Raw genomic sequence first — 26,289 nt, 5'->3', positions numbered from 1 at the left:
GGGGGGGGGGGGGGGCCCCCCCCCCCCCCCCCCCCCCCCCCCACGACACCCGCCCATTCACGGGGAACGCCCGCCCACCCGGCACAGGAACACCCGCCGACGGACGAGAGCACACTGGCACGCATGATCCCCAGCGCGGAGAACCCGGTCACGCCGATGCTCGCCAAGGCCGTGCCGACGGTGCCCGAACCCGACTCGGTGGAGGGCGGCCTCGTCTACGAGCCGAAGTGGGACGGCTTTCGCGGCCTGATCTACGTCGAGAAGCAGGAGAACGGGCCGAGCAGGGTCGAGATCGGAAGCCGCGGATCGAAGATGCTGACGCGGTACTTCCCCGAGCTGGTGGCCGAGATCGCAAGCCAGGTCTCCGGATCCTGCGTTCTCGATGGTGAGATCGTCGTGCGCCGCGGGGAACCGGGCGCGGAGCGGCTCGACTGGGAGGCACTGTCGGCCCGGATCCACCCGGCCGCCTCGCGCATCGCGGCCCTGTCGAGCGAGACTCCCGCGTCGTTCATCGCGTTCGATCTGCTGGCCTGCAGCGATCTCGATCTCACCGGGGTCCCGTTCGCTGAGCGGCGAGCCGCCCTCGTCGACCTCTCGGCGTCGTTCCGAGCACCGCTGCACCTCAGCCGGACGACCGACGACGTCGAGGTCGCGAGGCGTTGGCTCGACGAGTTCGAGGGAGCGGGCCTCGACGGCGTCGTCGCCAAACCCCTGAGCTCGGTCTATGAACCGGGCAAACGACGCATGCTCAAGATCAAGCACCACCGCACGGCGGATGTCGTCGTGCTCGGCTACCGGGTCCACGCCTCAGGATCCGGCGTGGGGTCGCTCCTGGTCGGCCTCTACGACGCCGACGGCGCCCTGCAGAACGTCGGCGGCATCTCGGCATTCACCGACAAGCGGCGGGCCGAGCTGGTCGACGAGTTGGAGCCCGACGTCGTGCGCGACGACGACGGCGAGGCCGTCAAAGGCGAGACCGAGCGGAGCCGCTTCTCGTCGGGCAAAGACGTCTCGTTCGTGCGCCTCGCGCCCACCCGCGTGGTGGAGGTGCGCTACGACCAGATGGAGGGGCGCCGCTTTCGGCACACCGTGCAGTTCGACCGCTGGCGGCCCGATCGGGACGCGCGCTCGTGCACCTACGACCAACTCGAGATCCCGGCCGCCTACGACTTCGGCGACGTGGTGGCGTGAACCGGCGGGGCGAGCAAACGGTCCGCCCGACCAGGGAGTAGAACAACCCTTATGACTCTCGGCATAACTCTTCTTCGCATCACCGTCGGCGGCTTCTTCGTGGGGCACGGCCTCCAGAAGCTCAACGGATCGTTCGGCGGCCCCGGGTTGGAGGGCGTAACCGGCATGATGGGCAGCCTCGGCATCCATCCCGCCAAGCGCAACGCACTCCTCGCGGCAGCGACCGAGACCGCGGGCGGCGCGGCCGTCGTGCTCGGCGCCGGCACTCCCCTCGCCGCGGCAGGACTCATCGGCACGATGGTCACCGCGGTTCGCAAGGTGCACCTGAGCAACGGACCGTGGAACGCCGACGGCGGCTACGAGTACAACGCCGTGCTGGTCGCCGCGCTCGGAGCGATCGCGGCCGGGCCCGGCCGTGCCTCGTTCGACGGGCTCATCGGCAAGAAGAAGTGGGGAGCAGGCGGCACCCTGTTCGCCCTCGTCGCCGGGTTCGCCGCGTCGGCCGCCGTCATCGAGCTCGGCAAGCGGAACGCCCCGCTGGCTGACCCCGAGGCGCCGTCGCCCGACGCGGACTAGTTTGGCGCTGCGGCGCCAATTTGAGAGCGATCTGGGTCGGCAGGAACCCCCGCGGGTGCGGCTGAGGCAGAATCGCTCTCAAATTCGTGGCGCGTACCTACCGACCCAGCTACCAACCGAGCGTGCCCGGCGCGCCCTTGAACGGCCCGACGATCTTCGACGTGATCCAGCCGCCGTAGAAGTCGCCTTCCTGTGCCTGCACCACCTCGCCGCCGACCTCGCATGACTCCATCGCCGACGGGTAGACCGCGATGTGGTCGCGCAGCATCTCGTACCCCGACCACGGCTCCCGGTAGGTCCAGGCCGAGCGCTCTGCAGTCACTCCGCCACCCGTCACGCTGAGGTACGACGCCTGGCCTTTGAATTCGCAGAGCGAGCGACCGGGCGCAGGATCCAACGCCCCGGCCACGAAAGCGGCCCGCGGCAGGTAGTACACGGGTGGGTGACTCGTCTCGAGCACGCGGAACGCTTCGCGCGTCTCGGCCACCGCCACCCCGCCGAGGCGCACCACGACCCTCTCGGTCACGGGCTCCACTCGTGGCGGGCGCGGGTAGTCCCACACCGACTCCTGGCCGGGCCCGGGCTCGATCGGCTTCACGGGCGCGCGTCTCACGTGTCTCATGCCTCCATCGTGCTCTCTCCTCCCGCAGATCCCCTCAATTCGTCCTCAGGGCGGAAAGCACCGTCGCGGGTATCGCCTACCCTCGAATGGTGCCCACCCGACGCCGACCTGCGACCCGCCGCGGCGCGGGGTCCGGGCGGCGCGGCAGCTCCGGGCGTCGAACCGGTCGTGCGGCTGTGCCGGGGGCGTCGTCGCGGATCCTCGGTTTCGGAGTCGCCCTCGGTGGCGGCCTGGTGATCGCCCTCACGATCGCGATCGTGATTGCGGCTCGGTCGGCGCTGCTCGGGGGTTTCGAGTCGTCGGCGGCGGCACCCACTGCGGCGAGTGTTTCGTGCCCGGCCGCTGCGCCGAAACAGATCGGCACGGTGCACGTGCCGGCCGGTCCGATCGCCGGGTACTGCCAGGATCAGCTGATCAACGCCGCGCACATCATCAACGCCGCGCGCGCCCTCGGCATCGGCACGCACACGCAGGCGGTCGGCGTGATGACGGCGATGGGCGAATCCAGCCTGGTCAACGTCGACCACGGCGATGCGGTCGGACCCGACAGCCGCGGTCTGTTCCAGCAGCGCGACAACGGCGCGTGGGGCAGCTACACCGACCGGATGACGCCGTTCACCGCGGCCACGAGCTTCTTCACCAAGCTCGTAAAGGTGCCGGGCTGGCAGACCATGCAGCCGACGCTGCTCGCGCACACGGTGCAGGTCAACGCCGATCCGCAGCACTATGCGTCGTACTGGCCCGCCGCCGTCGCTGTGGTCGAGGAGCTGTCGGGGCCTGTGCCGAATTAGCCGGCTAGCGCCCCGCTCCTACACGAAGGCGAGCACCACGACCGCGTTCACCGTCACGGTCGCCCAGAACGCCCACTGGAACGACGACTTGCGGGTCTTGTGCCGGAACACCTGCTGCGCGATCACCGCGCCGGGCCACCCGCCGAGCACGCCGACGATGAGCAGGTTGCGCTCCGAGATGCGCCAGGCGCCCCGCCGCGCGGCCCGCTTATCGACGCCGTAGACGACGAACAGCAACACGCTCAGCACGAGATAGATCCACGGCGCTCCCCACGGGAACTCCCGCCACGACGCCCGCCAGACGAAGAGGGCCGCGAAGGCCGGGACCGAGAGGAGGGGCAGCAGGCGCATGACGCGACCCTAGCGGCGGTAACGTTCGCAACTCTGGCAAAGTGGCGCCATGAGCCTCGCGAGGCTTTCACCGAAGTGACGCGTTTCGGCCAACTGCACTCGGCGCGCCGCGTCGGTTTGGCCGAACCGCGTCACTTCGGCCGGGCCCGCCCTCGAAGCGCTACCCGAACGCCGGCGACGGCACCCGCACCGGCGGCCTCGACACCCGCGGCGGCCGAACGAGGGCCTTCAGCCGCTTCTTCACGCCGCCCCAGATCTTCTTCTTGCGGCCCTTGAACCAGTCGTCGTCATCGCCGTGATTCTTGAGCTCTTGCGACAGTAGGTACGCGGCCATCAGAAGGCTGAGAGAGGAGAACGGCTCGCCCGCGAGACTGCCGACGATGCCCGAGACGGCGAACCCGACGATGACGGCCCAACTGAGCAGGCGCCGCTGCGTCAGGGCGACGTAGCGCTCGCGCGACCCCCGCACCGCCTTCGAGGCGCGCACGCTGACCATCGTCTCGGCCAGGATCGCGGCGAAGAGAACGATCGAGATGCTGTAGCTGATGGTCTGCATGAGGTGTCTGCTCCTGCGCTCATTCTCCGCCTCGGATCCTGAACCGGCGCTATCGAATTCCGATCAGTCGGCTGCGCGGGCGCGGAACGCCACCATGTTCATTCGGTTGCCGCACCGGACGCTGCAGAACCGCTTCGACGAGTTGCGCGAGAGGTCGGCGAACACGCCCTCGCAGTCCGGGGCGCCGCACTCTCGCAGACGGTCGAACTCGTCGGTCCGCAGCACGTCGACGAGCGCGAGGGCGACCTCGACGCGCATGCGCTCGGCCAGGGGCGCGGTCGGCTCGGTCGCGTGCAGGTGCCAGTCGAATTCGTCGTGCCGCACGAGCTGGGGCAGAGCCGAGGCGTCGCGCAGCAACCGGTTGACGAGGGCGACCGCGTCGCCCCGATCGAGCGCGAACAGCCGGCGAAACAGGTCTCGGGCGTCGAGCACCTCGGCGAGCTCGGCCGGGTCGCGATCGAACCGCCCCGAGTAGCGGTACTCGTCGAGCAGCGCGGTCAGGGCGGCAGGATCCGGCAGCCCGTCCTCTCCCGACCGGGTGGCGCCCGGGGCGGTGTTCACGAGCGCCACGACGAACTCCAGCGTCTCAGTTGTGTCAGGGGCAAAATGCAAGTTGACTCCTTACTCACGGCAACACTAGCGTGTGGATCATCCACCCCGCCACCCTCCCGCCAGGAGTCGCCATGCCCCGCTCCACCACCTCGACCGGCCTCGTCATCGCCGTCGTCGCCGCCCTCACCTTCGGCCTCTCGGGCGCCTTCGCCAAGCCGCTGCTCGAGGCGGGCTGGAGTCCGGCCGCCGCGGTCACCGTGCGGTCGCTCGTCGGCGGGCTCGTGCTGACACCGTTCGCCGCCGTTGCCCTCCGCGGTCGCTGGAACGCCCTCTGGCGGAACCGCTGGCGCATCGTCGCGACCGGCGCGATCGGCGTCGCAGCCACGCAGCTCACCTATTTCGCCGCACTCGAGCGCGTGCCCGTCGGCACGGCGATCCTGCTCGAATACATGGCGCCGCTCCTGCTTGTGGCCGTCGCCTGGGCCCGCAGCCGCCGACGACCCCAGTCGCTGGTGCTCATCGGCAGCGTGGTCGCGCTCGTCGGCCTGGTTCTGGTCGTGGCCCCAGGATCCGGCGTCGCCCTCGATCCGGTCGGCCTCCTCTTCGCCGTCGGCGCCATGGTCGGCTGCGCCATCTACTACGTCGTGGCCGCTGCACCGCCGAACGGGCTCCCCGCCGTGGCACTCGCCGCTTTCGGCCTGCTGCTCGGGGCCGCGTCGCTCGCTCTGGCCGGTGTGGTGCGCTTGGTCCCCTTCAAGGCACCCCTCGGCGATGTCGCGCTGTTCGGGTCACCCGTCGCCTGGTGGGTACCCGTCGTCGTGATCGGCGTCGTCGCGACCGCGATCGCCTACACCGCGAACATCGCCGCCGCCGAGCGACTCGGATCGCGCCTCGCCTCGTTTGCCGGCCTGCTCGAAGTGGTCGCCGCGACCTTCTACGCCTGGCTCCTCCTCGGCGAGCGGCTCACCGTGCCGCAGCTGCTCGGCGGCGGCGCCATCCTCGTCGGGATCGCGTGCGTCCGGGCGGCACGGAGCGACGCCCCGACACGCGCGCTTCCGACGACGCTCGACCAGACGCCGACGGGATCGGTGCCGGTCGTGCCGACGCCGGCCCAGCCGGCCTGAGCCGACCGCGTGGGCACGGTCATGCTCAGCGGCGTCGCGCGGATCCTTCGCTTACCGTTTTACGCACGACTCACCGTCGTCTCGGTTAGCGACGCGTAATTCGTTTAGCGATGCTCCGCGCCGACCCCGAGAGCGCCAGCCACGAACTCGACCATGCGCGCGACCAGCGCCCGCCGTGACTCGAGCCGGCGGTACTCGTGCCCCTCAGCCGCGAGCTCGAGATAGTCGACCGGCGCCGCTCGCGCTCGAAGGGCCTCGACGATCTGGTGGGCCTCGCCGATCGGCACGTTCGTATCGAGCTCGCCGTGCACCACGAGCAACGGCACGGCGATGTCATCGACGGCGCGCATTGGCGACAGCGCGGTGAGCAATGCCGCGTCGTCGACCGGGTGGCCGTACTTCGTAGTGGCGGCGGAGGCGATCCAGGGTTCGGTGTCGCGATAGAAGGTGTGGAGGTCGCTCATTCCACAGACGCTGACCCCGGCCGCAAACACGTAGGGCGTGAACGCGAGGGAGGCGAGGGTCGCGTAGCCGCCGTACGAGCGGCCCTCGACGGCGATGCGCGAGGCATCGGCCAAGCCCCGGGCGACGAGGTGGTGCGCGGCGTCGACCACGTCGGCCAGTGCCGACCAGCGCAGTTCGAGGTCGTCGGCGTGCACGAACTCCTTGCCGAAGCCGGACGATCCACGGATGTTCGGGGCGAACACGGTGATGCCGGCCGCGGCCAGAGCCTGGTGCTGGGCCGAGAAGGTGGGGCGCTCCTGCGATTCGGGGCCCCCGTGGAGGTGGATGAGGGCGGCGCCGCCGGATCCTGCGTCCGCGACAGCCGAACCGGACGACTCAGTCGAACCGGACGAGACAGCCGGGTACAGCCACCCGGTCAGCGTCAGCCCGTCGCGCGCCGTGAACGTCTCGAGCGTGGGCTCGACGAGACCGTCCGGCAGCGTCGGGCCGCCGGTCACGCGCGTCCAGGTCAGCGCCGCGGTGTCGAGCCGCCACAGCTCGCGCGGTCGCGTCGGCCCCTCGACCGTCGCGAGTACGCTGCGCCCGTCGCGGGACAGCACGGGGTGCGTCACCACCTGGCCGGGAACACCGGGCACGGGCGAGAAGGATCCGGCAGCCGTGTCGTAGAGATCGAGCTCGCTGCGCCCGGCGACATTCCAGACGAGCAGCAGCAGGCGCCCGGCATCGTCGGCGTCGAGTTCTTCGAGTTCGGCGTCGTCGCGCCCCGCGAGCACGCGGGCTGTGCCCCGCCAGCCGTGCGGGCCGATCGGCATGGCTACCAGCTGTCGGCGCGGGAGCCCCGCCTCGGTCGAGAGATACGCGATGAGCGGGCTGGATTCGCTCTCGGGCGAGGGGCGGATCAGTGCCGTCTCGGCCGACCCGGCCCACGGCGAGGTGAGCAGGGGGTGGTCTTCGTCGGTGAGCCGGTCGACGATCACGACGAACTCGTGTCCGCGGCCGCCGTCGCGGAGCACGACGAGTCGCTCTTCGACCGAGAGGTCGAGGATGTGGATGAGGTCGCCCGAGGCGAGATCGACGCGGTTGCCGTCAGACGGGTCGACGAGATACGAGCGGGCCGGCTGCTCGGGCTCGGTCGACGGAAGCGTCACGACGACGCGGTGCCCGCTGCGCGACCAGGGGCCGAGCTCGGCGTGCTGGTCGCGCGAGCCCGCGATCCGCTGCGCGTCGGAGCCGTCGGGGCGCACGACCCAGACCTGCTGCCGCACTCCCCCGTCGGTGGCGACGGCCACGGCGAGCCAGTCACTGTCGGCCGACCACGAGACCGCGATCACCGGGTCGTCCGAGAGTCGGATCCGGGTCGGCGTCGGCAGGGAGCCCGCGACGACGACGTCTTGCACGAAGACCTCGGGCGTGCCGAAGCGATCGCTGACGAACGCGACGCGGCGGGCGTTCCGAGTCATCGTCGGACCCCACGATCCCCACGCGCCGACGAGCGACTCGACGAACGGGTCGGCGAGCACAGGATCCGCCACGGCCGACCCCGACGAAACCCCGCCCGCCGGGGCGCTCACGACGTCACGCCCTGCGCCTGCAGCCACATCTCGAGCGTGGCGAGCTGCCAGAGCGCGTTCGATCCGAGGGTCGTCCGGGAGGAGTTCGGGTTCGCGAGCATCGATTCGACGGTAGCCGGATGGAACAGTCCGCGCGACTTCGCGGCGGGGTCGAGCAGAGCTTCGCGGACCTTCTCGAGGTAGGGGCCTTCGAGCTGGCGGATGGCCGGCACCGGAAAGTAGCCCTTGGTCCGGTCGATGACCGCGTCGGGCACGATGCCTCGGGAGGCGCGCTTCAGAACTCCCTTGCCCCCGTCGGCCAGTTTCAGGTCGGGCGGGATCGCCCCCGCGAGTTCGACGAATTCGTGGTCGAGAAAGGGGACGCGCGCTTCGAGCCCCCAGGCCATCGTCATGTTGTCGACGCGTTTGACCGGATCGTCGGTGAGCATGATGGTCGTGTCGAGACGAAGTGCGGCGTCGACAGACGTGTCGGCGCCGGGGCGAGCGAAGTGGGCTCGAACGAAGGCCGACGGCGAGTCGTTCTCCTCCAGCCATTCGGGCCGCAGCCAGCGTTTCATGTCGTTCCAGCGCCGGTCGAAGAACACCGACGCGTAGGCCTCGGCAGCCCCATCGCGCGGCACACCGGCGAGTGGCGGATACCAGTCGTAACCGCCCAGCACCTCGTCGGCACCCTGGCCCGATTGGACGACCTTCACCGACTGCGACACCTCCTGACTGAGCAGATAAAAGGCGACGCAGTCGTGGCTGACCATCGGCTCGCTCATCGCGGCGATGGCTCCGTCGATGCCCGGCAGGAGCTTGTCGGAGGCGATGGGGATCCGGTGGTGCTTCGTGCCGAATTCCTTCGCGACGATCGAGGAGTACTCGAATTCGTCGCCCGACTCTCCGCCGGCCGAGTCGAAGCCGATGCTGAAGGTCTCGAGATCGGTCTGGCCCGCCTCGGCGAGCAGCGCCACGACGAGGCTCGAATCGATGCCGCCCGAGAGCAGCACCCCGACGGGAACGTCGGCGACCATGCGCCGCTTCACGGCAGTGCGCAGCGAATCGATGACCGCGTCCTGCCACTCCGTCTCGCTCCATCCGCTCCGCGCGGGATCCCGGGTGAAGGAGGGCTCCCAGTAGGTGGTGTCGTCCACCTCGCCGGTTGGGGAGACCACCCGCACGGTCGCGGGCGGCACCTTCTTCACCCCGGCGAGGATCGTGCGCGGAGCCGGCACGACCGAGTGGAAGGTCATGTAGCTCGCCAGCGCCTCCGGGTCGATCGACGTGTCGACGCCGCCACCCGCGAGCAGGGCGGGGAGCGTCGACGCGAACCGCAGGCGCGAAGCCGTCTGCTCGTAGTAGAGCGGCTTGATGCCGAGGCGGTCGCGGGCGAGGATCAGCCGACCGCTGCGATGCTCCCAGATGGCGATCGCGAACATGCCGATGAGGTGGTCGACGAAGTGCGTTCTCCACTCGGCAAAGGCCTTGAGGATCACCTCGGTGTCGGAGGTGGAGAAGAAGTGGTGGCCCTTCGACCGCAGCTCGTCGCGGAGCTCGACGTAGTTGTAGACCATGCCGTTGTAGGCGATCGTCAGGCCGAGCTCGGCATCGACCATCGGCTGCGCGCCGCCGGGCGACAGGTCGACGATCGACAGTCGCCGGTGCGCCAGACCCGCAGGCCCGCGCGACCAGAGGCCGTCACCGTCGGGGCCCCGATGCACCTGGCACCCGGCCATGCGGGCGAGCGCGGCGACATCCGCCCGCTCACCATCGAATCGAAGCTCACCGGCGAGTCCGCACATGTCAGTGCTCCTCCGAGGGCTCGGGGCCGATGATCCAGGTGTCTTTCGCCCCGCCGCCTCGCGACGAATTGACGACCATGCTCCCCTCCGGGGCGACCCTCGTCAGCCCGAAGTCGGCGAGCCGGCTCTGCGTCGGGCCCACGCCCGTCAGGTAGACGAACGCCCGGAGGTCGACGTGGCGCGGCTCGAGGCCGCGCGCGGTCAGCGTCGGATGCGACGACAGGGTCACGACCTCCTGGGCGACCCAGCGAGCCGGGTCTTCGGCGATCTCGGCGCGACGCTCCGCAACGGCCGCCGCGTTGGCGCTCGGCCCGATCAGCACGCCGTGCCCGCCCTCGCCGTCGACCGGCTTCGTGACGAGCTCGCCGACCCGATCGAGCACACTCAGCTTCTCCGCCTCGTCGCTCAGGCGATAGGTCGGCACCGACTCGAGCAGCGGCTTCTCGTCGAGGTAGTACTCGATCAGATCGGGCACCGCGACGTACATCGCCTTGTCGTCGGCGAGACCGTTGCCCGGGGCGTTGGCGAGAAACACGTCGCCGGTCGCTGCGACGTCCATGATCTTCACGCCGAGATCGGGGTCTGCCGCACTCGCCACCTCGATCAGCTCGATGTCGAGGCGCAGGTAGAGCGTGTCGATGACTCGGCCGGTGGCCCGCTCGACCACCCGGTGATCGCTCACCGCGAGATCGTCGGCGGTCACCAGCAGAAACCCGGCGCCCTCGGCAAGCGCTTTGTGCTCGTACCAGGCCGAACTGTCGGATCCTGCGCTGAGAACGGCGCCCGTGGGATCGTCGCTCTTCGCGTGGGCCAGGAGGGTCTCGCGGAGCAGACCGAAGACGGTCTCAGGATCCAGCAGCCCGGCTGGTCGCGGAGCCTCCGGCACGATCTCGTCGAGAAGGTGGCGGACGGCTACCGCGTAGGCCGCACCGCTCGGGCTCCGGACGTTGTCTTCGAGCACCCGCCAGCCGCCGAACTCATTGCGGATCAGGTCGAAGCCCTGGATCGGCGCGCGCACCGTGCCGGTCGGCAGAAGCGCCGCCTCGACACGCCAGCCCATCGCGTCGACGACATCGGCCTCGGCCAGGACGCCGTCGGCGACGATGCGTCTCGCGCCGTAGGCGTCCTGCAGAAACGACTCGATCGCCCGTGCCCGCTGCGTCAGGCCTTTGGCGAGCTGGCTCCACTCGTGGTTCGTCACGATTCGCGGCACCAGGTCGACGGTGAAGCCGCGGAGCTCGCCGCCGACGGTGAAGCTCAGACCCTGGTTCTTCGTCCAGTCGTCGCGCGCCTCGGCGTGCTGCTGGATCGTCGCCGAGTCGAGCTTGTGGAAATAGTCGGCGATGTCGGCGTACGCGGGTCGAGCGCGGAGGCCCGGCCCGATCGCCTCGTCGCCTGCGCGAAAACGGTAGCCCGTGATGCTCGGCAGGCTTGCGGCATCGCCGCCCGCAGAGCCGTGCGTCTCTTTCACGACCAGGTCGACCACATCGTCGAGGCGGCCGTTCTCGGCATATGCGGCTCGCTGTCGATCCGCCGAATTGCCACGCGCGAGCGTCTGTTCGATCAGCCCCTCGACATCGGCCCAGTCGCCGAGCTCTTCGAGCTGCGGGCGGAGCGACGCCGACAGCTGCCGGATCGCCTGCGCCGCGGGAAGACGCTCGGGATGCACGCCGAGATCGAGCAGCTCGCCCGTGAGCCCGGCCCGGGCGGCCTGCCACATCGCGGCCCGGTGAAGCGGCTGCGCGCGGAGCTTCTCGGGCTTGCCGTCGAGGATGTCGACCTCCGCCTTCCGCACCGCGGCGCGGAACAGCCCGGCGATCAGCACAGCATCGTCGACCAGCGGGCAGGCGTCACAGGTGCGGAGCTCGAGCGTCGGCGCATGAGACGACGGACGCACGTCGAAGTAGGCCATCTTCGCGTCGGCGATCACTCCGGAACCGATCAGGTCTTGCACCAGGCGGTCGTACTCCCCCGCGTTCGCCATCGGCCCCGTCGCGCCGGCACTCGGCCAGCGCTGCCAGATGATCGAACGGATGCTCGCGTAACCCGTGTCTTGGCCGTTCCAGAACGGCGAACTCGCGCTCAGAGCGAGAAGCGCCGGCAAGGCGGGAGCCACGCGACCCATGATCTGCACGGCCATGTCGCGATCGGCCACCCCCACGTGCACCTGAAGGCCACAGATCAGCTGCTCGTCGACGAGCATGCGGTACTGCTCCTGCATCCGGCCGTAGCGGCCGGTCGTCGTCAGCTCGAAGTCGGCGAACTCGCTCCGCGGGGCGGTGCCGGCCGCCGCGATGGCCAGCTCGGCATCGGTGGCGACATCGACCAGCTCTTTGCGCAGAGCGAGGATCTCGGTGCGCAGATCGGTGAGGTTCGTGACCACCGGCACGTTCGTCTCGACCGTGGTGCGCTGGAGCTCAGCGCCGAACTTCTCGGGCGGCAACTTCGAGAGCAGCTGGGGCGCTCGGGCCGACAGCCGCTTCGTTTGCAGGTCGATCAGGTGCAGCTCTTCTTCCGCCCCGAGGGTCAGCTCCGCGCTCATTTCTTGACCGTAGTCGGTCGGGGGCTCCCGCGGGAGTCCCGTTACGTGACCCTTAGTGTTTGCACATGCGGGGGGGGTGTCGGCGCTACGCCTGTCGCGCCTGCCGGCGCCGCTCCGCCGGTGTCGCTCCCGTCGGCGCCCGCCGGCTTTGCGAGATGGCCCAATCTCCCGTTCGACCGCGCGCAGGCTGCAGATACGGCCATGTCGCTACCAGACAGCAAGGATCCGGCCCAAGGCCGCCCGACTTCCAGCCTGCATCCCCTCCAGTTAAGCCCACACCTAACATCGCCCGAAAATTAGGCCAGCGCTAACAACCAGCACAGACCCGCGAGCGCGAAGGCCGTGGCCCAGCTCACGAGACTGCCGATGAGGAAGTACTCGGCGGGGTTGCCCGTGGTTGCCCGGTTGATCTCGGGAAACCGGACGATGCCCTTGGCTGCGATGAGCGCCGCCACGACGGGAAAGGCGCCGGTGAGCGCGAATCCGGCGAGAAGCAACCGTTCGATCGGGCCGATGAGGCGTCCGCCTTTGAGCTCCCGCGTCTGTGATTCGGGTACTTCGGCGACCTCCTCGTCGCCGGGAGCGGGCTCGCCCGCGGCCTCTCGCTGCTCGACCTCCCCGGGTGCCCCGGGCGCCCCGTCGGCCTGATCGTCGATTATGCGAACGACGCTTACGGCGACGGGGTCGACGGCGACGCCGCTCGGGAGCGCCGATGTCACGACGATGTTGGCCGAATCAATCAGGAACAGCGCTGAGCCGACACCACCCACAAGGGCGGCGAGTGGCAGGGCGTCGATGAAGCTGAGCCCGGAGTCGCGGTGCCAGTCAACGACGAATCCGGTAGCGGAAGCGGCGCTGCCGGGCCCGGCGACGAAGAGCACGGCGACCACGACCGTGAGAAGTATCGACGGCCAAGACCCCGATCGACGAAGCGACCACCGAGCGGGGTCGCGGCGACTCACTGACCCCGAAGCCTCTCCCGCTGCAGGCCGCCCCGTCGTCGATGCCACGACCCCCGATCCGACCGCCGTGGTCGATGCCACCCACAGGCCGGCTGCGGCCGCGACGCCGAGCACGATCCACGGCTCGATGCCGAGGCCGAACCACGCCACTGCTCCCAGCCCGATCCACACCACGGCGATGGCGATCGCGCTCTCCCTGTTTCTTCCGACGCGCTCGGCGTTCCGGGAGCGCCCGGCGTTCCCGGAGCGCCCTGCCCTCCCGGGTCCGGCGCTCGCCCTCGACGTCGCCCCGCCCCTCGTGGTCGTGCCCGCCCTCGCCCTCACGATATCGGCCACTCCGATGAGCGCGAGCAGAAGCCCGGCGAGCATCAGCGACCTCCCGAGCTGAGCGCCCGAAGGCCCTCGACGACCGCGATCGCACCGGACTTCTGCACCGACTGCGAGATGGCCGAGGGAGTGACCCCCTCCGCTTCAGCGATCTGCGTCTGTGTGTCACCACGCAGGAGCCCCAGTGTCACGCGACGCGCACGGGTGGTCATCCGGGCGACGATGTGGTCGCGACTCAAGAAGTAGGCATTGACGACGCGCTCCTCGATGCCGCCTCGATCGCCGGCAGAGAGATACCAGGAGCGAAGGAACGGACTTCTTCCGTCTTCGCGGCGGTGTGCTTCTTCGATGGCTTCTCGGGCGGACCACCAGCCAGGACCGTCTTGGACGGGGCCGGCCGTGCGGGATCCTACGGAGCGGACCTCCCCGCAACCGAACCCGAATCGCAGCTCGACACCGGAGGGCAGGGTGAGGATGGCGCTGGTGGTCGCGACCAGGGCGTCAGGGAGGGTGGCGTAGATGACCTGGAATTCGTCGCCGACGGTCGCCCGCAGAGGGTCTACCGGTTCGACACCCGGCGTCCCCTCGAAAGCCCGCTCGATCTCGCCCTGCGCCTCGTCGCGATCAGAGAGACCTCGTGAGTCGACGATGTCGACGATCACGGCAACCACGGTTTCATGAGACACCCATTAAGCATAAACCTAACTTTTCGCAAAATTAAGCACCCTGCTTAACTTCGCCTAATCGACGGTTCTCGCTGGCGACGGCTCCGTCGAGCAGGCGCACGTAGCTACTGAGGAGGGCCATCTCGGCAATCGAGTGCGGAAGCCCGATCTGCAGAGCCGGTGACGCCACGAGGTAGGCCGCCCACTGGGCGCGAGAGAGAGCGACGTTGAGTCGGTTGGGCTGCACCAGGAATCCGAGGCCACGAACGGATTCGCTACCCGACGAGGCCGCGAGCGAGACGATGGCAATCACACCTTCGCGCCCCTGGAACATGTCGACCGTCCCCGCCTGAGTGTCTCCCAGACCAGCGTCGTCGAGGGCGTCGCGCAGTAGATGCACCTGGGCGTTGTAGGGCGCGACCACGATGATGTCGCGGGGCTCGAGCGGCCTCCCGACCTCATCGTCGGGGCCGTCGAACCAGCGGCGACCCACCGCATCAAGTGCCACTTCGACCACCCGCACGGCTTCTTCGGGAGAAGCAGTCGTGTTGCCGCGGTGCTCGACGGGCTCGAGATGAAGACCCGCTTCGATGCCGTCCAGTAGCCGCTTCGGCGCCCTGGAGCGCAGCGCCCCGTTGTAGGAGAGCCGGGAGACAGGCTCGCAGAGCGCAGCGTCCATCCGGCGGGTTTCGGCGAGGAAGTAGCCGAACTCGGCCGGGAGCACATCTCGTCCGTCGGCAAGCCATCCGAGCGCCGACTCGTCGACGGGTTCGGGGTGCGTGCCCTGGCTTACCTGGGGCAGCTGCTGGGGATCGCCGAGCAGAAGCAGCCGTTCGGCCGAGACACTGGCCGCAATCGTCGGCGCCAACGAGAATTGCCCGGCCTCCTCGACGACGAGAAGGTCGAGTGATCGTCGCTCCACTGTCGAGCCGGCGAAGGTCCACGCGGTTCCGCCGAAGACGAGGCCACCTTCGAGGCTCAGAAAATCGAGTTCACCGGACTTCTTCGTGAGCGGAGTCCACCCCGAGGCATGTCTCTCGGGGTCTTTCGGCGCCTTCCCGACCCGGTCGGGATCGAGGCCCGCCTCGATGACCGCGTCGAGAACGTTCTCGACCGCGGCGTGCGACTGGGCGACGATCCCGACGCGCCACCCGTGATCGGCGACGAGCCTCGCGATCACCCGCGAGCCGACGTAGGTCTTGCCGGTGCCGGGTGGCCCTTGGATGGCGAGGTAGGTCTGTTCGGCCGAGAGCAGGGTCGATACGACTGCTCCGACGGTGTCGTCGCCCACGATCGGAGCGATCACCGCTCGCGGGGGTCGCCGGCGCAGCAGATCGAGCACAGGATCCGCCGGCAGGTCGCTCGCATCATGGTCGAGAAGGGACTCCCCCCACTCGGCGATCGCGCCGCTGAGCACCTTCGTCGCGATCGGCGGGCCCGGAGTCAAGGCGACCGGGAGAGCGTCGTACGGGTCGACGCCCTTCGGAAGCACCTCTCGAACGATCGTGTCGACCGTGGCATCGTTCGCTCCGACGATCTCCGAGATCTCGATGGACCCGGTGAAGCCCCGCGATGCCGGGCCTGACGTCTTCATCCCCGGAGGGGGTGGAAAGTCGTAGAGGGCCCGCGGCTTCGCCCCGACCGCGAGGCGACTTCCCGGCGCCGGACGCAGGCTGAGGCGCAGGTGTCGCGACCAGTTTCTCGCCGGCTTGATGGGGGGCGCCCACTCATCCTCGACCGAGGCGCGCTCGACCACGAAGACGTCTTTGTCGTCGGCGAAATCGGCGATGTCCGCCTCGAGGCGGTTGAAGTGCTCCTGCCAGGATTTCTTTGCTTCGCGACGGTGGTAGTCGATGGCGCTGGCCGCAAGGGCTATGGCGGTCTGGTCTGCCGTGCGTTGAGCGGGATCGACACCCTCGACGAGTGCCATGAGGGCGACGAAGACGGGGTCGGGCTCGGGCGGCAGCGGCGCTTCGACGAGGGTGAGGTCGGTTGCGGAGAGCCCATCGGTCGAGACGGTCTCGTGAACATCGCCGCGAAGTGTCAGCAGCCAGTCTCGCAACCGCCGCGTCGAGACGCAGTCGTACCGGTTGTAGTCGCCGACCTGGTCGAGGAGGCGCTGGCCTTCGTCAACGTCACCCGAACGAACGACGTCGATCGCGTTCGCGTAGGCGGCGATACTGTCGACCGCGTTTGCGACGTCGTAGCCGGTTCTCGTCGTCGGCATGTAGAGGGGTTCGAGCTTCTTGATGGAGTAGCTCCGCGACCCGACGACGAGAGCCTGCCGGACGATCGGATAGAGATCTACCAGGACGTTCTGCCGGAGCAGCTCATCGACCTCGTCCTCGCCGACTCCGTGTCGCGCCGCGAGCGACAGCAGGTGCGTCTTCTCATACGAGGCGTAGTGATAGATGTGCATACCCGGGTGCCTGGCACGGCGCTCTCGCACGAAGGCGAGAAAGTCGACGAGCGCCTGTCGCTCACCTGCGACATCATGCGCCCAGAACGCGACGAACGCGTCGTCGTTGTCGACCAACCCGAAGAGGTAGTCGAGGCCCCAGGTGCGATTGTCTTCGGTGTAGAGCGGATCGCCCTCGAAATCGAAGAAGATGTCGCCGTCGTCAGAGGCGGGAACGGCATCGAGCGCCTTTCGCGAGACGACCTCGACGATCGGCCGCCGCTCGCCGGGTCGTTCGCCCTCAGTCGGTGGGACCTCGTCGCTCGCCACCTGCGCCCTCACCTGACGGGCGAGGCGATCGAGCACCTTCGGCGAGATGCCGGGAATCGGTCGGTGTGACCCGCCGACGGCCTTGACCCCATCGATCGAATCGAGCTCATCGATTGAAGCGAGCTCATCGATCGAATCGACCCCCGCTTCGGTGAGCCTCCTGCGCTGCTCCACCGTGATGCCCGCGACGAGCACGAGATCGCGGTGGCGCTCCACCTCGACGGAGCAGTGAACGCACCGGCCACACGCCGAGAAGCGCGGATCGCCCCACTCGACGGGGTCGGTGGCCACCACACGCTCGGTGAGAACTCCGCGCAGCCGCTCGATCTGAACCCGGTACACCGGCAGGATGTCGATCAGATCGTGACTGCTGACGCGACCATCGCCGAGAACCAGGTGCACCCGGTCACCGACCGGGATGCCGAGTGCCTCTATCTGCTCGGCGTAGCCCGCGAGCTGAAGGAGCGCCGAGATCTTCGCGTGCCGGGCGAGCTTGGTGTCGTACACCTCGTACTCTCCCGCTTTATTCAGCACGAGAAAGTCGGAGAAGCCGAGAAACCACCCGTCGAAGAATGTCGCTTGATAGAGAACGGGCACCCGGCGGGCCATCGCCTCCCGTGCCTGCTCGGCAGCAGCGGCGTAGTCAGCTGGTTTCGGCCGGTCGGCGAACTCCACCACGCCGTCCGCTCCGAACCGACTCCGCAGCACCTCGAGATACCGCTCCTCGTGGGCAATGCCCAATGCGGCAGTGCGCTCCAGCATCGAGTCGGGCTCGTCCAGCGCTCCGTCGATTCGCCCGAGCTTCGCGTCGAGCCGTCGTAGGAACCCCCACTCGCACGCCGCCCACACGCTGAGATCGGTCGGGCTCGTAACGACGCGGTCGTTCTGACTATCGACGTACAACTGCTCTCCTCGCCCCGGTGGTCTGATGGCGAAAACGCTACCTTCGACCGCCGACATCCCGGATCTTCGATTGTCGCCGGTCTCCCCGCGACACCGTTGCCCAGATCGTCGCAGCGACCGACAGGACGACGCCGAGTGCCGGCGTCACCACGACCGGTTCGTTCACCGTCGAACTCAGGACGGCGAACGCCGACGACGACAGCGAGAGTGCCGTGACATCGAATCGCCGATCGCCCGGCCTTCGCGTCATGGCGCAGGCGAGCAGCGCCGTCGCGGCGATCGGCACGCCGTAGCCCAAGATCACGGCCGGCCAGGTCACCTGCACCCGCTCCGTGGCGAAGAGCGCGCGGCTGCCGATCAGAAGGGCCATGACTCCGACGAGAACGACCACCCGCACGCGTGCGAAGGTCAGTCGTCGCCGGCGGGGAGGCTCCGCCCCGGGCCCGCCCGAGACGTTGAGGTGATCGCGGCTCCGCGGATCCTGCGCGGTCATCGCCGCGGTACCGAACTCTGCAGCTCGAATCCGAACTGAGTGAGATGCCGGCGGGCCTCGCGGGAGCGAAACTTGCGCCGATCCACCCCAGTAGCCACCTCGAGAGCCTGCCCGACCGGGTACCAGAGGCCGTTGATCGAGACGGCGTGCGAGGTGATGGGCGCCGGGTCGGTGTGAATGAGACGTCGCTCGACATCCTGGCGCGTGAGCGAGCATGAGACCCCGGCGAGAACAAAATGGACAACGTCGTTCATGAGACAACTGTGCCACTTTTCGAGGGATTAGATATTCCTATACTCTATTCGGGTGTGGAAATCTCTGACCAGGATCCGGCGCTCCATCCTCGGCGAAATGGCCCTTGCGACATTGGCGGCGCTGATCCTCGCGCCCCTCTTCATGATCACGATCGGGCTGGCGCTGGTGCTGATCGTCTGGGTCACCCACGCCCCGGTCTCGGTGCCATGGATTCTGACCGCGTCCTACGCATCCGACACTCCCGGCGGCGGCTTTGACGCAACGACCGGGCCCGGGTTTGCTTTGCTCGTGGGCGTAGTTGTCGTGATGGTTGCCGGAGCCCTCTTTCGATCCCGCCGACGCTCCGTTCGAGCTGCGACTTCCGGAGCCCCTGCCTCAGATCACTGATCGCGGCTCACCCACCAGAGCTCGTCGCACCGCCGTCGGCCAGCAGGCCCTGGCCGACGGCGGTGCGTCACGCTACGAGCAGAAGTAGAGGCTGATCGAACTCCAGAGGAGCCCGATTTCGCCGTCGTCGATCGTCTCGGCCTTAAGGTTCTGCAGATCAGATGTGTTCATTCGTGATGCCTTTCGTACGGAAGAAACCGGGCTGTACCCGGCCGGACAGAACGTCCTGCCCACAGAATTTAGGTTGTGTAAAACACGAATGTCAAACACCTAATTTCTGGTAGCTTTGCGGCCATCGACGAGGAGGCGCGGCTTGGAGGCCTTCGATCCGATCTCAAGGAGTGAGGCTCATGGACGACCGCTATTTGAAGTTTCTGCCGATCGGCAGTCCGTTTTACGGCCGAGAGGAGCGGCGCACGAGGCCCGCGCGCGACTACGGGCTGCCGATCTATCTCGACTGGAGCGAGTGGGTCATCCACGAAATCGAGACCTGGACGATCGTCAGCCCGCGAGGCCATGAGCTGCCACCGCAGGGCTGGAAGATCCATTGCTCCGCGACTCTCGCTTCAGCGCCTGACGTCCTCGAGGGAGTCGCCGAGGTCTGCGCCGCTAGGCGCATCCCGTTCAAATTCGCACCCGGGCCGGCCGCCCTGGCCTCTCAGAACGGCAAACTCGCACCGAGAACGGCCAGCGGCAAGTTCGTCACCGTCTATCCCTCCGACGAGACTCAGCTGGTATCGGTTCTCGATGAACTCGTCCACGAACTCATTCATCTCGAGGGCCCAGGTATCCTCGGCGATCTCCGCTGGAGCGACGATGCTCCGGTCTTCCTCCGCTTCGGCGGATTCCGCGAGCGCTATGTCGACGACCCCGACACCCAAGGGGCCCGGGGTGCCTCAGACGCATCCCACGGCGACCCCTTCTTCGATCCCTGCGCCGACCGGCCACGCCTCCTCGCCGTTGAAGCCCCCGATGGCACCCTGGTTCCCGACGTTCGCTCTCCCTCGTTCGCACCGCCGTCGTGGGTTCCATTACCCAAGGCGGTTGCCGAGCGCATGCGACAGGTCCGCGATGCAGACACCGGGGACCTCGCCGAATACGACGTCACCGGCGCCATTCGCTTCAGCGCGGCCGGGGGGCTCTACCGTGCCACTCGGCGCGATACGGGTGCACCGGTCATTCTCAAAGAGGCACGGCCGTTCACCGGGCTCGACCCTGATGGCGACGACGCCGTCACACGTCTTCGTCGAGAAGAGGAGGTCATCCGGGCTCTTTCCCACGTCGAGGGGGTAGTCCGTCTCGAAAACGCCTTCGAGTCGGGCGGCCACCGGTTTCTCTCCCTGCATGCCGCTCCGGGCTGCACGGTCAACCGCCACCTGCATTCCCGAAACCCTTTCCTCCGGGCATCCTCGACGGTCCGCGACCGTATCGCCTACCGAGACGAGGCCGACCGCCTCTTCGACTTGGTGCAGCAGACTCTCGAGTCGATCCACCGAGCCGGTTTCGTTCACGGCGACGTTCACCCCGAAAACATTCTCGTCTCCCCCGAAGGCCAGACGACCCTCATCGATTTCGAATCCGCACACGCCATCGACGCTCGAGTTCCTCCATCACCTCAGGGTGTCCCCGGGTTCTCAGCGGCACCCTGCGTGACGGGGCCCGCTCGCGACGCCCACGCTGTGGCCGCGATGCGGCTCAGCGCACTCCTGCCACTCACCTTCATCCATCACCTCGATGGATCCAAGGCGGCACTGCACCTCAGTGTCGCCCGAGGGAAGTTCGAGCTTTCCGAGCCGCGCGCCCAGCAGATCGCTGCGCACCTAACCCCATTGCACCCGATCATCCGACCACCGCGCGCCGGCATGGGGCCCGACATCTCTCACCTATTCACTGGGCTCAGCCGCGGTGATCTCGCTGCGTTCGACGAGGTGCACGAGCTCCTTTCCACGTCCATCGTCGCCAGCGCCGAACCGACCAGCGGCGAGCGCTGGTACCCCGGCGACATCGACCAGTTCGGGGCGAAGCGAATCGGGCTGGCACACGGGGTGACGGGGGTCTTGCGGGCACTCGGGGCTGCGGGGCACGACGACAGGGGTGCCCGCGCCTGGTTGCGCGGCGAGCTCCCGGATCCTTCTCTCCCGACGGGGTTGATGAGCGGACTGGCCGGTGCGCTCGTTGCCGGTGGCACCGACGAGCCCGGGCTCCGTGCGCGTGTTCTTCGAGCCGATCCGTTCGAGTGCGGTGTCGACCTCTTCGGCGGCGCGAGTGGAATCGGCCTCGCTCTGTTGTCGCAGGCACGTGAACCGAACGACGCCGAGCGCGAGCTTCTGACCGCCATCGCTCACCGGGCCCGACGAGTCTCCGACACTCGCTCCGCTGACGCGAGTCGCGTGGGGCTTCTGCGAGGGGCGTCGGGGGTCGCCGTCTTCCTCGCCGCGTTCGCTGAGCGCTTCGACGACTCGTTGGCGGCGGAAGAGGCCGAACGGCTGGTCATCTCCGATCTCGACCGATGCCGACTGCTGCCCGACGATTCGCTCCAGGTTGACGACGGCACGCGCGTTCTTCCGTACCTCGGTTCGGGCAGTACGGGTATCGGCCTCGCGGCTCTGGCCGTGCTGCGCGTGTGCCAGTCGCCACGATTGCGTGCTGCACTCCCCGGGATCGAACAGGCGGCGTCGACGGCGTTCACCATCAATTCCGGTCTCTTTTCGGGGCGAGCCGGGTTGATGCAGTTTCTGGCCGAGTTGATCGCATCGGGGCACGCGAGCGACACCGCGTCGAAGACGCTCCGCGAGCATGCCAGCGCACTCGGGCTCCATGCGATCCGACACGGTGGTGGAATTGCCTTCCCTGGTGAGCAACTCCTCCGGTTGTCATCCGACTGGGGCACGGGAACGGCCGGCGTGCTCTCCGCGCTCACGGCGACGCGCGCCGCCCTCACCGGTGATCTCGCGTCTCTTCCATCGTTCTTGCCGGGCAATCCTGTGAGAGCGACAAGCCGGTGACCGCGATCGTTGCTGAACATCTCTGCCTTCAGGTACCGGGCCGAACGAAGCTCGAACCACCGAGACCGGTGCTCTCACACGTCTCGCTCTCGATCGCTCCCGGTGAGGTGGTCGCGATCATCGGCCCGTCCGGAGCGGGCAAGTCAAGCCTGCTGGCCTGCCTGGCCGGAATCGACCGTCCGACCCGAGGCACGGTGACGCTGCTCGGCGCGAATCTGCAGGGCCTTCGCCGAAACAAGCTCGCCGCGTTCCGCCTCCACCACGTGGCACTAGTTCTTCAAGCCGACAATCTCTTCAGTGCACTCTCCTGTCGGGAGAATGTCGTGCTTCCGACTCGACTCCGGCATCGAGTGCCGCAGAAGCGGCTCTTGCGTACAGCCGAACGCGCCCTTGACGCCGTAGGAATGGCGTGGGCGTCGAGCGACATGCCAGCGACCCTCTCGGGAGGAGAGCGGCAGAGAGTCGCTCTGGCTCGACTGCTAGCAACGCCGGCGGAAATCGTTCTCGTCGATGAACCGACCGCCGCCCTCGACGAGGTGAGTTCGGCCAGCACGATCGATCTTCTCCGCGAGCGAGCCGCAGCCGGCTCTGCTGTGACCTTAGTCACCCACGACCTCGCCGCTGCCGCGCGCGCCGACCGGGCGATAGTCCTCGCCGGCGGGCGCATCCTCGTCGACGCCGTTGATCCCAGTCGAGAGGCACTGGAGCGCTGGATCCGCGGCCCATCGACCCCACAGCCGACCTCGCTCCCGGGTGCCGAGCGACCGGGGCCGGAATGACCGGGGTCGCAGGATGACCGGGGTCGCAGGATGATCCTGCTTGCGTGGCGCCAGGTGCTGTTCGATCCACGGTCTCTGGCCGCGATCGCTGCAATCTCTCTCGCGAGCACGCTTGCCCTCTCGCTCGTCGGCAGTGCGGCGATCTTCGAAGCACTTCAGGCGCCCAAAGGCCAGGGCGCGTTCGGCTCGATCGCGGCGTTCACGCTGCTCACTCTCGCCACCTCGGTCAGCTCGACCGCCAGCCTGGGCGTAAGGGTGAACCGACGGCTCTTCGTGTCCTGGATGATCGTCGGAGTCACCCCACGGCAGGTCAGCCACACTCTGCTCGTTCGCTCCGTTGTGAGCGCCACGGCCGGCGCGCTTCTCGCCGTGCCCCTCGCCGCAGGCCTTGTCTCTCCTGTGACCTCCGGCTACGCCTCCCTCGGTATCTTGCCCCGCTCGCCGTCGCCAGCCGAGGCTCTCAGGGTGACAACCTCCGCGACAACGATCGCCGCGGCCCTGGTGATCGTCCTTGTCGGCCTCGCCACGCTGCCCGCCGCTCTCAGCGCCTCGCGAACCAGCCCCGCTCTGGCCCTTCGTGAGACAGACCGAGAGGTGCGGGCATCTCCCCTCGTGCGGTGGCTCGTCGCGGGGGCCATTCTTCTTCTCACGCTGCCTCCGACCGTCGCTGCGCTCCTGATCGGCGCCAGCCCGCCCGGAGCCGAAGCCATCAGTGACACACTCGGCATCACTCCGGCGCTCAGGGTGATCGCCCTCGCATCCTCCGTCTCGCTCTGGCTCGTCATCGGCGCGGCCATAGTCATGCCCGCGAGCGGACGGCGACTCATCCTGTTCTGGACGGCCTGCCTGCCGCGCCAGCTCAGTGCGACGTGGCACTTAGCCCGCCACGCCGCCGCCGAGCGGGTGAGCGTCGCTTCAACGACCGTGGTGATCGGGGGTCTCGTTATCGGCCTGGTCGGCTCAGTGCAGGGTGCCGTCGACGTGGCGCGCCTGATCGACGCACCGCCGGACTCCCACTGGGCAGAACTCATCTGGACCCTCGGGCCCAGCGCCGTCGTCGCGCTCGTCGGCGGCGGCGTCGCCCTCACCATCGGGCGGGCCGCTGAGGAGCATGACAGCCACCTTCTCGCCGACATGGGCGCATCGACCATCCAACGGCTCTCCCTCGACCTCTTCAAGGTCGTCATTTACACGATCACGGCGCTTCTTCCCGCTCTCGGTATTTGGGCGCTCTCGGTCACGACCGCAGCGCTCGTGGCCCCGTTCCTCGGCGTGCTTATCACCCCGACTCCTCCCGACGCGCGACCCCTCATCGTGGCTGCAGCTCTGGTCACGGTGGCGAACGCGGTTGCGGTACTTGGCGCGCACGTCACACCGAGTCAATGGGTACGCGGCGGGCGTGACGCTCACCGGTAAAGACACCCCGCACTCCCCCACTCCTTCATGGGGCCAGATTCGGTGGTCCGGTGGTTCCGAAGGGGCCCGCTTGCAGCACGCCCGATTCGGAGGAGAGCCATGTCGGTCTGAGAGCCCGGCGTCACTAGAACCAACCCGGATCTGTGGATGCTCCGAATCACCTGATAGATCACACCAGTCAACGAGTAGAGGCACTCATGAGCATCTCGATGCAGCACCACCGGGGAACGATCGCGAAGAGCCAGCGTGCTTCAGCACAAGAGCGACCGGCCACCTTTTCGGAGCGCGCACTTTCCGGGCTCGAGGTCCTTTCGACGAGTGCGGCTGCTGAGTCGGCGACTCGCCGGTTGGCGCGAATGTCTGAACGTCGTCGACAGCGAGTGGTCACCATAGTCTGCTCGGCGCTGGTCGCACTTGGCGCATTCGGAACGCTGACCTTCGCAAGCCTGCTCGTCGCGGTGCGGTAGTTCCCTGATCTCCTCAGCGTCACCAGCGCGTCAGCACCACTACGGGTACGTCCCTAGGGAACTAGGCGACTGTCACCGTCACTTCGTCCCACCCCTCGGCACCGTTTGGAGCGGGAGGAAGATACTTGGCCTTTTGCACGCGCCCGTCTTTGGATGTTGCTCTCACCTGGATCCGGTGGTTACCCGCTTGTGCCTGCCAGCGATAGACCCACTGTCGCCAGGTGTCATCCGACACGGAGTCAGCCAGCTCAGCCGTCTGCCAAGCACCGCTGTCGATGCGGACCTCGACCCGCTCCACTCCTGTGTGGGGCTCCCACGCGACCCCCGCGATCGGAACGGCGCCGACCGCGACCGAGGCACCGCCGGAAGGCGTGTCGATGCGTGACTCGAGTTTGACCGGGCCTTTTTCGTCCCACCCTCGGGTCGACCAGTACGCCTTCTCGTCTGCAAAGCGGGTGACCCGGAGTGAAGTGACCCACTTCGTAGCGGAGACATAGCCGAAGAGCCCGGGAACGACCATGCGCACGGGAAAGCCGTGCTCGACCGGGAGCGGCTCACCGTTCATGCCGATGGCGAGAAGTGCCTGTGTCTGTGGATCTTGGAGCACCGAGAGGGGGGTGCCCGCGGTGAAGCCGTCGATGCTGGTCGACAGCACCATGTCGGCGGACTCCTGCACTCCGGCCCGCTTGAGCAGCTCGCGGATCGGGTAACCGAGCCACAGCGCATTGCCGATGAGGTCACCCCCGACGTCGTTCGAGACACAACTCAGAGTGGCCATGTGTTCGACGAGCGGAAGATCGAGCAGTTGCTGCCACGTGAGCGTTACCGGAGTATCGACCAAACCGGAGATCTCGAGCGACCACTTCGCCGGATCGATCTGGGGCACCGATAAAGCAGTGTCGATTCGATAGAAGTCGGCGTTCGGCGTCACGTAGCTCGTGATGCCGGCCACGTCGAGGGATGCCCCCGAGGGGACCGCCGACGCGGCAGTCGCCGGTCGAGGGAGCCGGACCGAGTCACGGAGCGCGGCCGCGTTCACGGCTGTTGCATTGATGAGACGGGCCCCGCTTCCGACGACGACGGAGGCTGCCGCAGCGACGAAGGTCACGAGCAAAAACGAACGTCGTTCGAGCGGGGTCGAGCGAAGAGGCGGCCTGAGCTCCGCGTTCTCACTGCCTCCCGACTGGGATCGACTCGCTGCGTCCCAGCGGAACAGCTTTCCGATGAGCGCGCGCAAGACCAGGATGGCCACCACGGTGCCCACCGCCGCGGGCACCACGTCGAAGTCGCTGGCGTCAGCGCGCGTCCGGACCGCGAAGATGGCGAGCACTCCGCCAAGAGCGAAGACGAGCCGCCCGAAAGGAAAACGAGCCCGCTCGAGGATTCCGGCCGCTGCGGTGATGACCACCAGCAGCACCCCCATGAGAACGAACAGCGCTGCCTTGTCGCCCGTGCCGAACAGATCGACCATCGCGTTCTTCGCTGCGGGCGGTGCGAGATCGATGACGGCGCCCCCGACTGCGATGAGTGGGCTGGAACGAGCTCCGACCACGACGGCCACGGCCTCGGCCGAGCCCAGGAAGGCGGCGAGCGCCACGACGCCGGACGCAGCGGCCCACCACCGTGAGGAGCGAAGCCCAGCTCGGGTAGGAAGCGGGGTCGCCGGTGGGGCGGCGAGGCGTGAGGTCATAAGAGTGAGAGTAAGCCTGGCTGCAGAAAACTCGCTGGAGTTCTCCACAGCCGAGCTCCCGCGAGATCTTGCTCTTTCAGCAAGGAG

The 26,289-nt window shown here is 68.1% G+C and carries 22 protein-coding genes; 9 read left to right on the top strand and 13 right to left on the bottom strand.

What is annotated here, in order from left to right:
- Window positions 1–123 precede the first annotated feature (123 nt).
- Window positions 124–1,191: an ATP-dependent DNA ligase gene (locus EDF39_RS12360; RefSeq protein WP_123943594.1), complete on the top strand. Its 1,068-nt coding sequence runs from the start codon at window positions 124–126 to the stop codon at window positions 1,189–1,191.
- A gap of 51 nt (window positions 1,192–1,242) precedes the next feature.
- Window positions 1,243–1,767: a DoxX family protein gene (locus EDF39_RS12355; RefSeq protein WP_123943592.1), complete on the top strand. Its 525-nt coding sequence runs from the start codon at window positions 1,243–1,245 to the stop codon at window positions 1,765–1,767.
- 109 nt (window positions 1,768–1,876) lie between these two features.
- Here EDF39_RS12355 and EDF39_RS12350 read toward each other — a convergent pair whose 3' ends face one another.
- Window positions 1,877–2,389: a DUF427 domain-containing protein gene (locus tag EDF39_RS12350; RefSeq protein ID WP_123943590.1), complete on the bottom strand. Its 513-nt coding sequence runs from the start codon at window positions 2,387–2,389 to the stop codon at window positions 1,877–1,879.
- Window positions 2,390–2,478: 89 nt separating this feature from the next.
- On the opposite strand from EDF39_RS12350, the gene EDF39_RS12345 reads away from it, so the two are divergent.
- Complete coding sequence (locus EDF39_RS12345) at window positions 2,479–3,180, top strand: hypothetical protein (RefSeq protein WP_123943588.1); 702 nt, start codon at window positions 2,479–2,481, stop codon at window positions 3,178–3,180.
- An 18-nt stretch (window positions 3,181–3,198) separates the two neighbouring features.
- Here EDF39_RS12345 and EDF39_RS12340 read toward each other — a convergent pair whose 3' ends face one another.
- The 3 genes from EDF39_RS12340 to EDF39_RS12330 form a co-directional block, all read right to left on the bottom strand.
- Entirely contained in the window at window positions 3,199–3,531 is a 333-nt protein-coding gene (locus EDF39_RS12340) for a DUF1294 domain-containing protein (protein WP_123943586.1), read from the bottom strand.
- 160 nt (window positions 3,532–3,691) lie between these two features.
- Window positions 3,692–4,087 carry a hypothetical protein gene (locus EDF39_RS12335; RefSeq protein ID WP_055957354.1) on the bottom strand — a complete coding sequence of 132 codons (396 nt, stop codon included), beginning with the start codon at window positions 4,085–4,087 and terminating at the stop codon, window positions 3,692–3,694.
- Window positions 4,088–4,150: 63 nt separating this feature from the next.
- Window positions 4,151–4,699, bottom strand: a complete 549-nt coding sequence (locus EDF39_RS12330; RefSeq protein ID WP_084815837.1) for a CGNR zinc finger domain-containing protein — start codon at window positions 4,697–4,699, stop codon at window positions 4,151–4,153.
- A 71-nt stretch (window positions 4,700–4,770) separates the two neighbouring features.
- On the opposite strand from EDF39_RS12330, the gene EDF39_RS12325 reads away from it, so the two are divergent.
- Window positions 4,771–5,763 carry a DMT family transporter gene (locus EDF39_RS12325; RefSeq protein WP_123943584.1) on the top strand — a complete coding sequence of 331 codons (993 nt, stop codon included), beginning with the start codon at window positions 4,771–4,773 and terminating at the stop codon, window positions 5,761–5,763.
- Window positions 5,764–5,867: 104 nt separating this feature from the next.
- Here the strand turns inward: EDF39_RS12325 and EDF39_RS12320 are convergent, their stop codons facing one another.
- From EDF39_RS12320 to EDF39_RS17730, 4 genes are all read right to left on the bottom strand, one after another.
- Window positions 5,868–7,826, bottom strand: a complete 1,959-nt coding sequence (locus EDF39_RS12320; RefSeq protein WP_233573189.1) for a prolyl oligopeptidase family serine peptidase — start codon at window positions 7,824–7,826, stop codon at window positions 5,868–5,870.
- Window positions 7,796–9,583 carry an N-acetylglutaminylglutamine amidotransferase gene (locus EDF39_RS12315; protein ID WP_123943582.1) on the bottom strand — a complete coding sequence of 596 codons (1,788 nt, stop codon included), beginning with the start codon at window positions 9,581–9,583 and terminating at the stop codon, window positions 7,796–7,798. Before EDF39_RS12315 ends, EDF39_RS12320 begins: the two co-directional genes overlap by 31 nt.
- A 1-nt stretch (window position 9,584) precedes the next feature.
- Complete coding sequence (locus tag EDF39_RS12310; RefSeq protein ID WP_123943580.1) at window positions 9,585–12,125, bottom strand: glutamate--cysteine ligase; 2,541 nt, start codon at window positions 12,123–12,125, stop codon at window positions 9,585–9,587.
- A gap of 296 nt (window positions 12,126–12,421) precedes the next feature.
- Window positions 12,422–13,015, bottom strand: coding sequence for a hypothetical protein (locus tag EDF39_RS17730; RefSeq protein WP_233573188.1), 594 nt, complete (start codon window positions 13,013–13,015; stop codon window positions 12,422–12,424).
- 4 nt (window positions 13,016–13,019) lie between these two features.
- Between EDF39_RS17730 and EDF39_RS12300 the strand changes: the two genes are divergently transcribed.
- Window positions 13,020–13,475 (top strand): hypothetical protein, encoded by a 456-nt coding sequence (locus EDF39_RS12300; RefSeq protein WP_123943578.1) that lies wholly within the window; start codon window positions 13,020–13,022, stop codon window positions 13,473–13,475.
- Here the strand turns inward: EDF39_RS12300 and EDF39_RS12295 are convergent.
- The 4 genes from EDF39_RS12295 to EDF39_RS12280 are packed head-to-tail and all read right to left on the bottom strand — an operon-like array spanning window position 13,456 to window position 18,457.
- Window positions 13,456–14,100, bottom strand: coding sequence for a SatD family protein (locus EDF39_RS12295; RefSeq protein WP_123943576.1), 645 nt, complete (start codon window positions 14,098–14,100; stop codon window positions 13,456–13,458). The genes EDF39_RS12300 and EDF39_RS12295 overlap by 20 nt on opposite strands.
- 31 nt (window positions 14,101–14,131) lie before the next feature.
- Window positions 14,132–17,710, bottom strand: coding sequence for a bifunctional RecB family nuclease/DEAD/DEAH box helicase (locus EDF39_RS12290; protein WP_233573187.1), 3,579 nt, complete (start codon window positions 17,708–17,710; stop codon window positions 14,132–14,134).
- A 37-nt stretch (window positions 17,711–17,747) separates the two neighbouring features.
- Window positions 17,748–18,203: a hypothetical protein gene (locus tag EDF39_RS12285; RefSeq protein WP_123943572.1), complete on the bottom strand. Its 456-nt coding sequence runs from the start codon at window positions 18,201–18,203 to the stop codon at window positions 17,748–17,750.
- The gene (locus tag EDF39_RS12280) at window positions 18,200–18,457 is read right to left on the bottom strand and encodes a hypothetical protein (protein ID WP_123943570.1); all 258 of its coding nucleotides are present in this window, start codon (window positions 18,455–18,457) and stop codon (window positions 18,200–18,202) included. The genes EDF39_RS12285 and EDF39_RS12280 overlap by 4 nt, the downstream gene beginning before the upstream one ends.
- A gap of 52 nt (window positions 18,458–18,509) precedes the next feature.
- Between EDF39_RS12280 and EDF39_RS12275 the strand changes: the two genes are divergently transcribed.
- The 4 genes from EDF39_RS12275 (at window position 18,510) to EDF39_RS12260 (ending at window position 24,045) form a co-directional block, all read left to right on the top strand.
- Window positions 18,510–18,845, top strand: coding sequence for a hypothetical protein (locus tag EDF39_RS12275; RefSeq protein ID WP_123943568.1), 336 nt, complete (start codon window positions 18,510–18,512; stop codon window positions 18,843–18,845).
- 350 nt (window positions 18,846–19,195) lie between these two features.
- The gene (lanKC, locus tag EDF39_RS12270) at window positions 19,196–21,850 is read left to right on the top strand and encodes a class III lanthionine synthetase LanKC (protein WP_123943566.1); all 2,655 of its coding nucleotides are present in this window, start codon (window positions 19,196–19,198) and stop codon (window positions 21,848–21,850) included.
- 68 nt (window positions 21,851–21,918) lie between these two features.
- A complete protein-coding gene (locus EDF39_RS12265) occupies window positions 21,919–22,629 on the top strand; it encodes an ABC transporter ATP-binding protein (protein WP_158613228.1) in 711 nt (236 codons plus the stop codon).
- Between the two features lie 30 nt (window positions 22,630–22,659).
- A complete protein-coding gene (locus EDF39_RS12260) occupies window positions 22,660–24,045 on the top strand; it encodes a hypothetical protein (RefSeq protein WP_123943563.1) in 1,386 nt (461 codons plus the stop codon).
- 528 nt (window positions 24,046–24,573) lie between these two features.
- On the opposite strand, the gene EDF39_RS12255 is transcribed toward EDF39_RS12260, so the two are convergent.
- Window positions 24,574–26,202: a molybdopterin-dependent oxidoreductase gene (locus tag EDF39_RS12255; protein WP_123943561.1), complete on the bottom strand. Its 1,629-nt coding sequence runs from the start codon at window positions 26,200–26,202 to the stop codon at window positions 24,574–24,576.
- Window positions 26,203–26,289: the final 87 nt, after the last annotated feature.

This window comes from Frondihabitans sp. PhB161 (genome assembly GCF_003814635.1).
Lineage (GTDB): Bacteria > Actinomycetota > Actinomycetes > Actinomycetales > Microbacteriaceae > Frondihabitans.
This window is presented reverse-complemented; position numbering and strand designations above follow the sequence as displayed.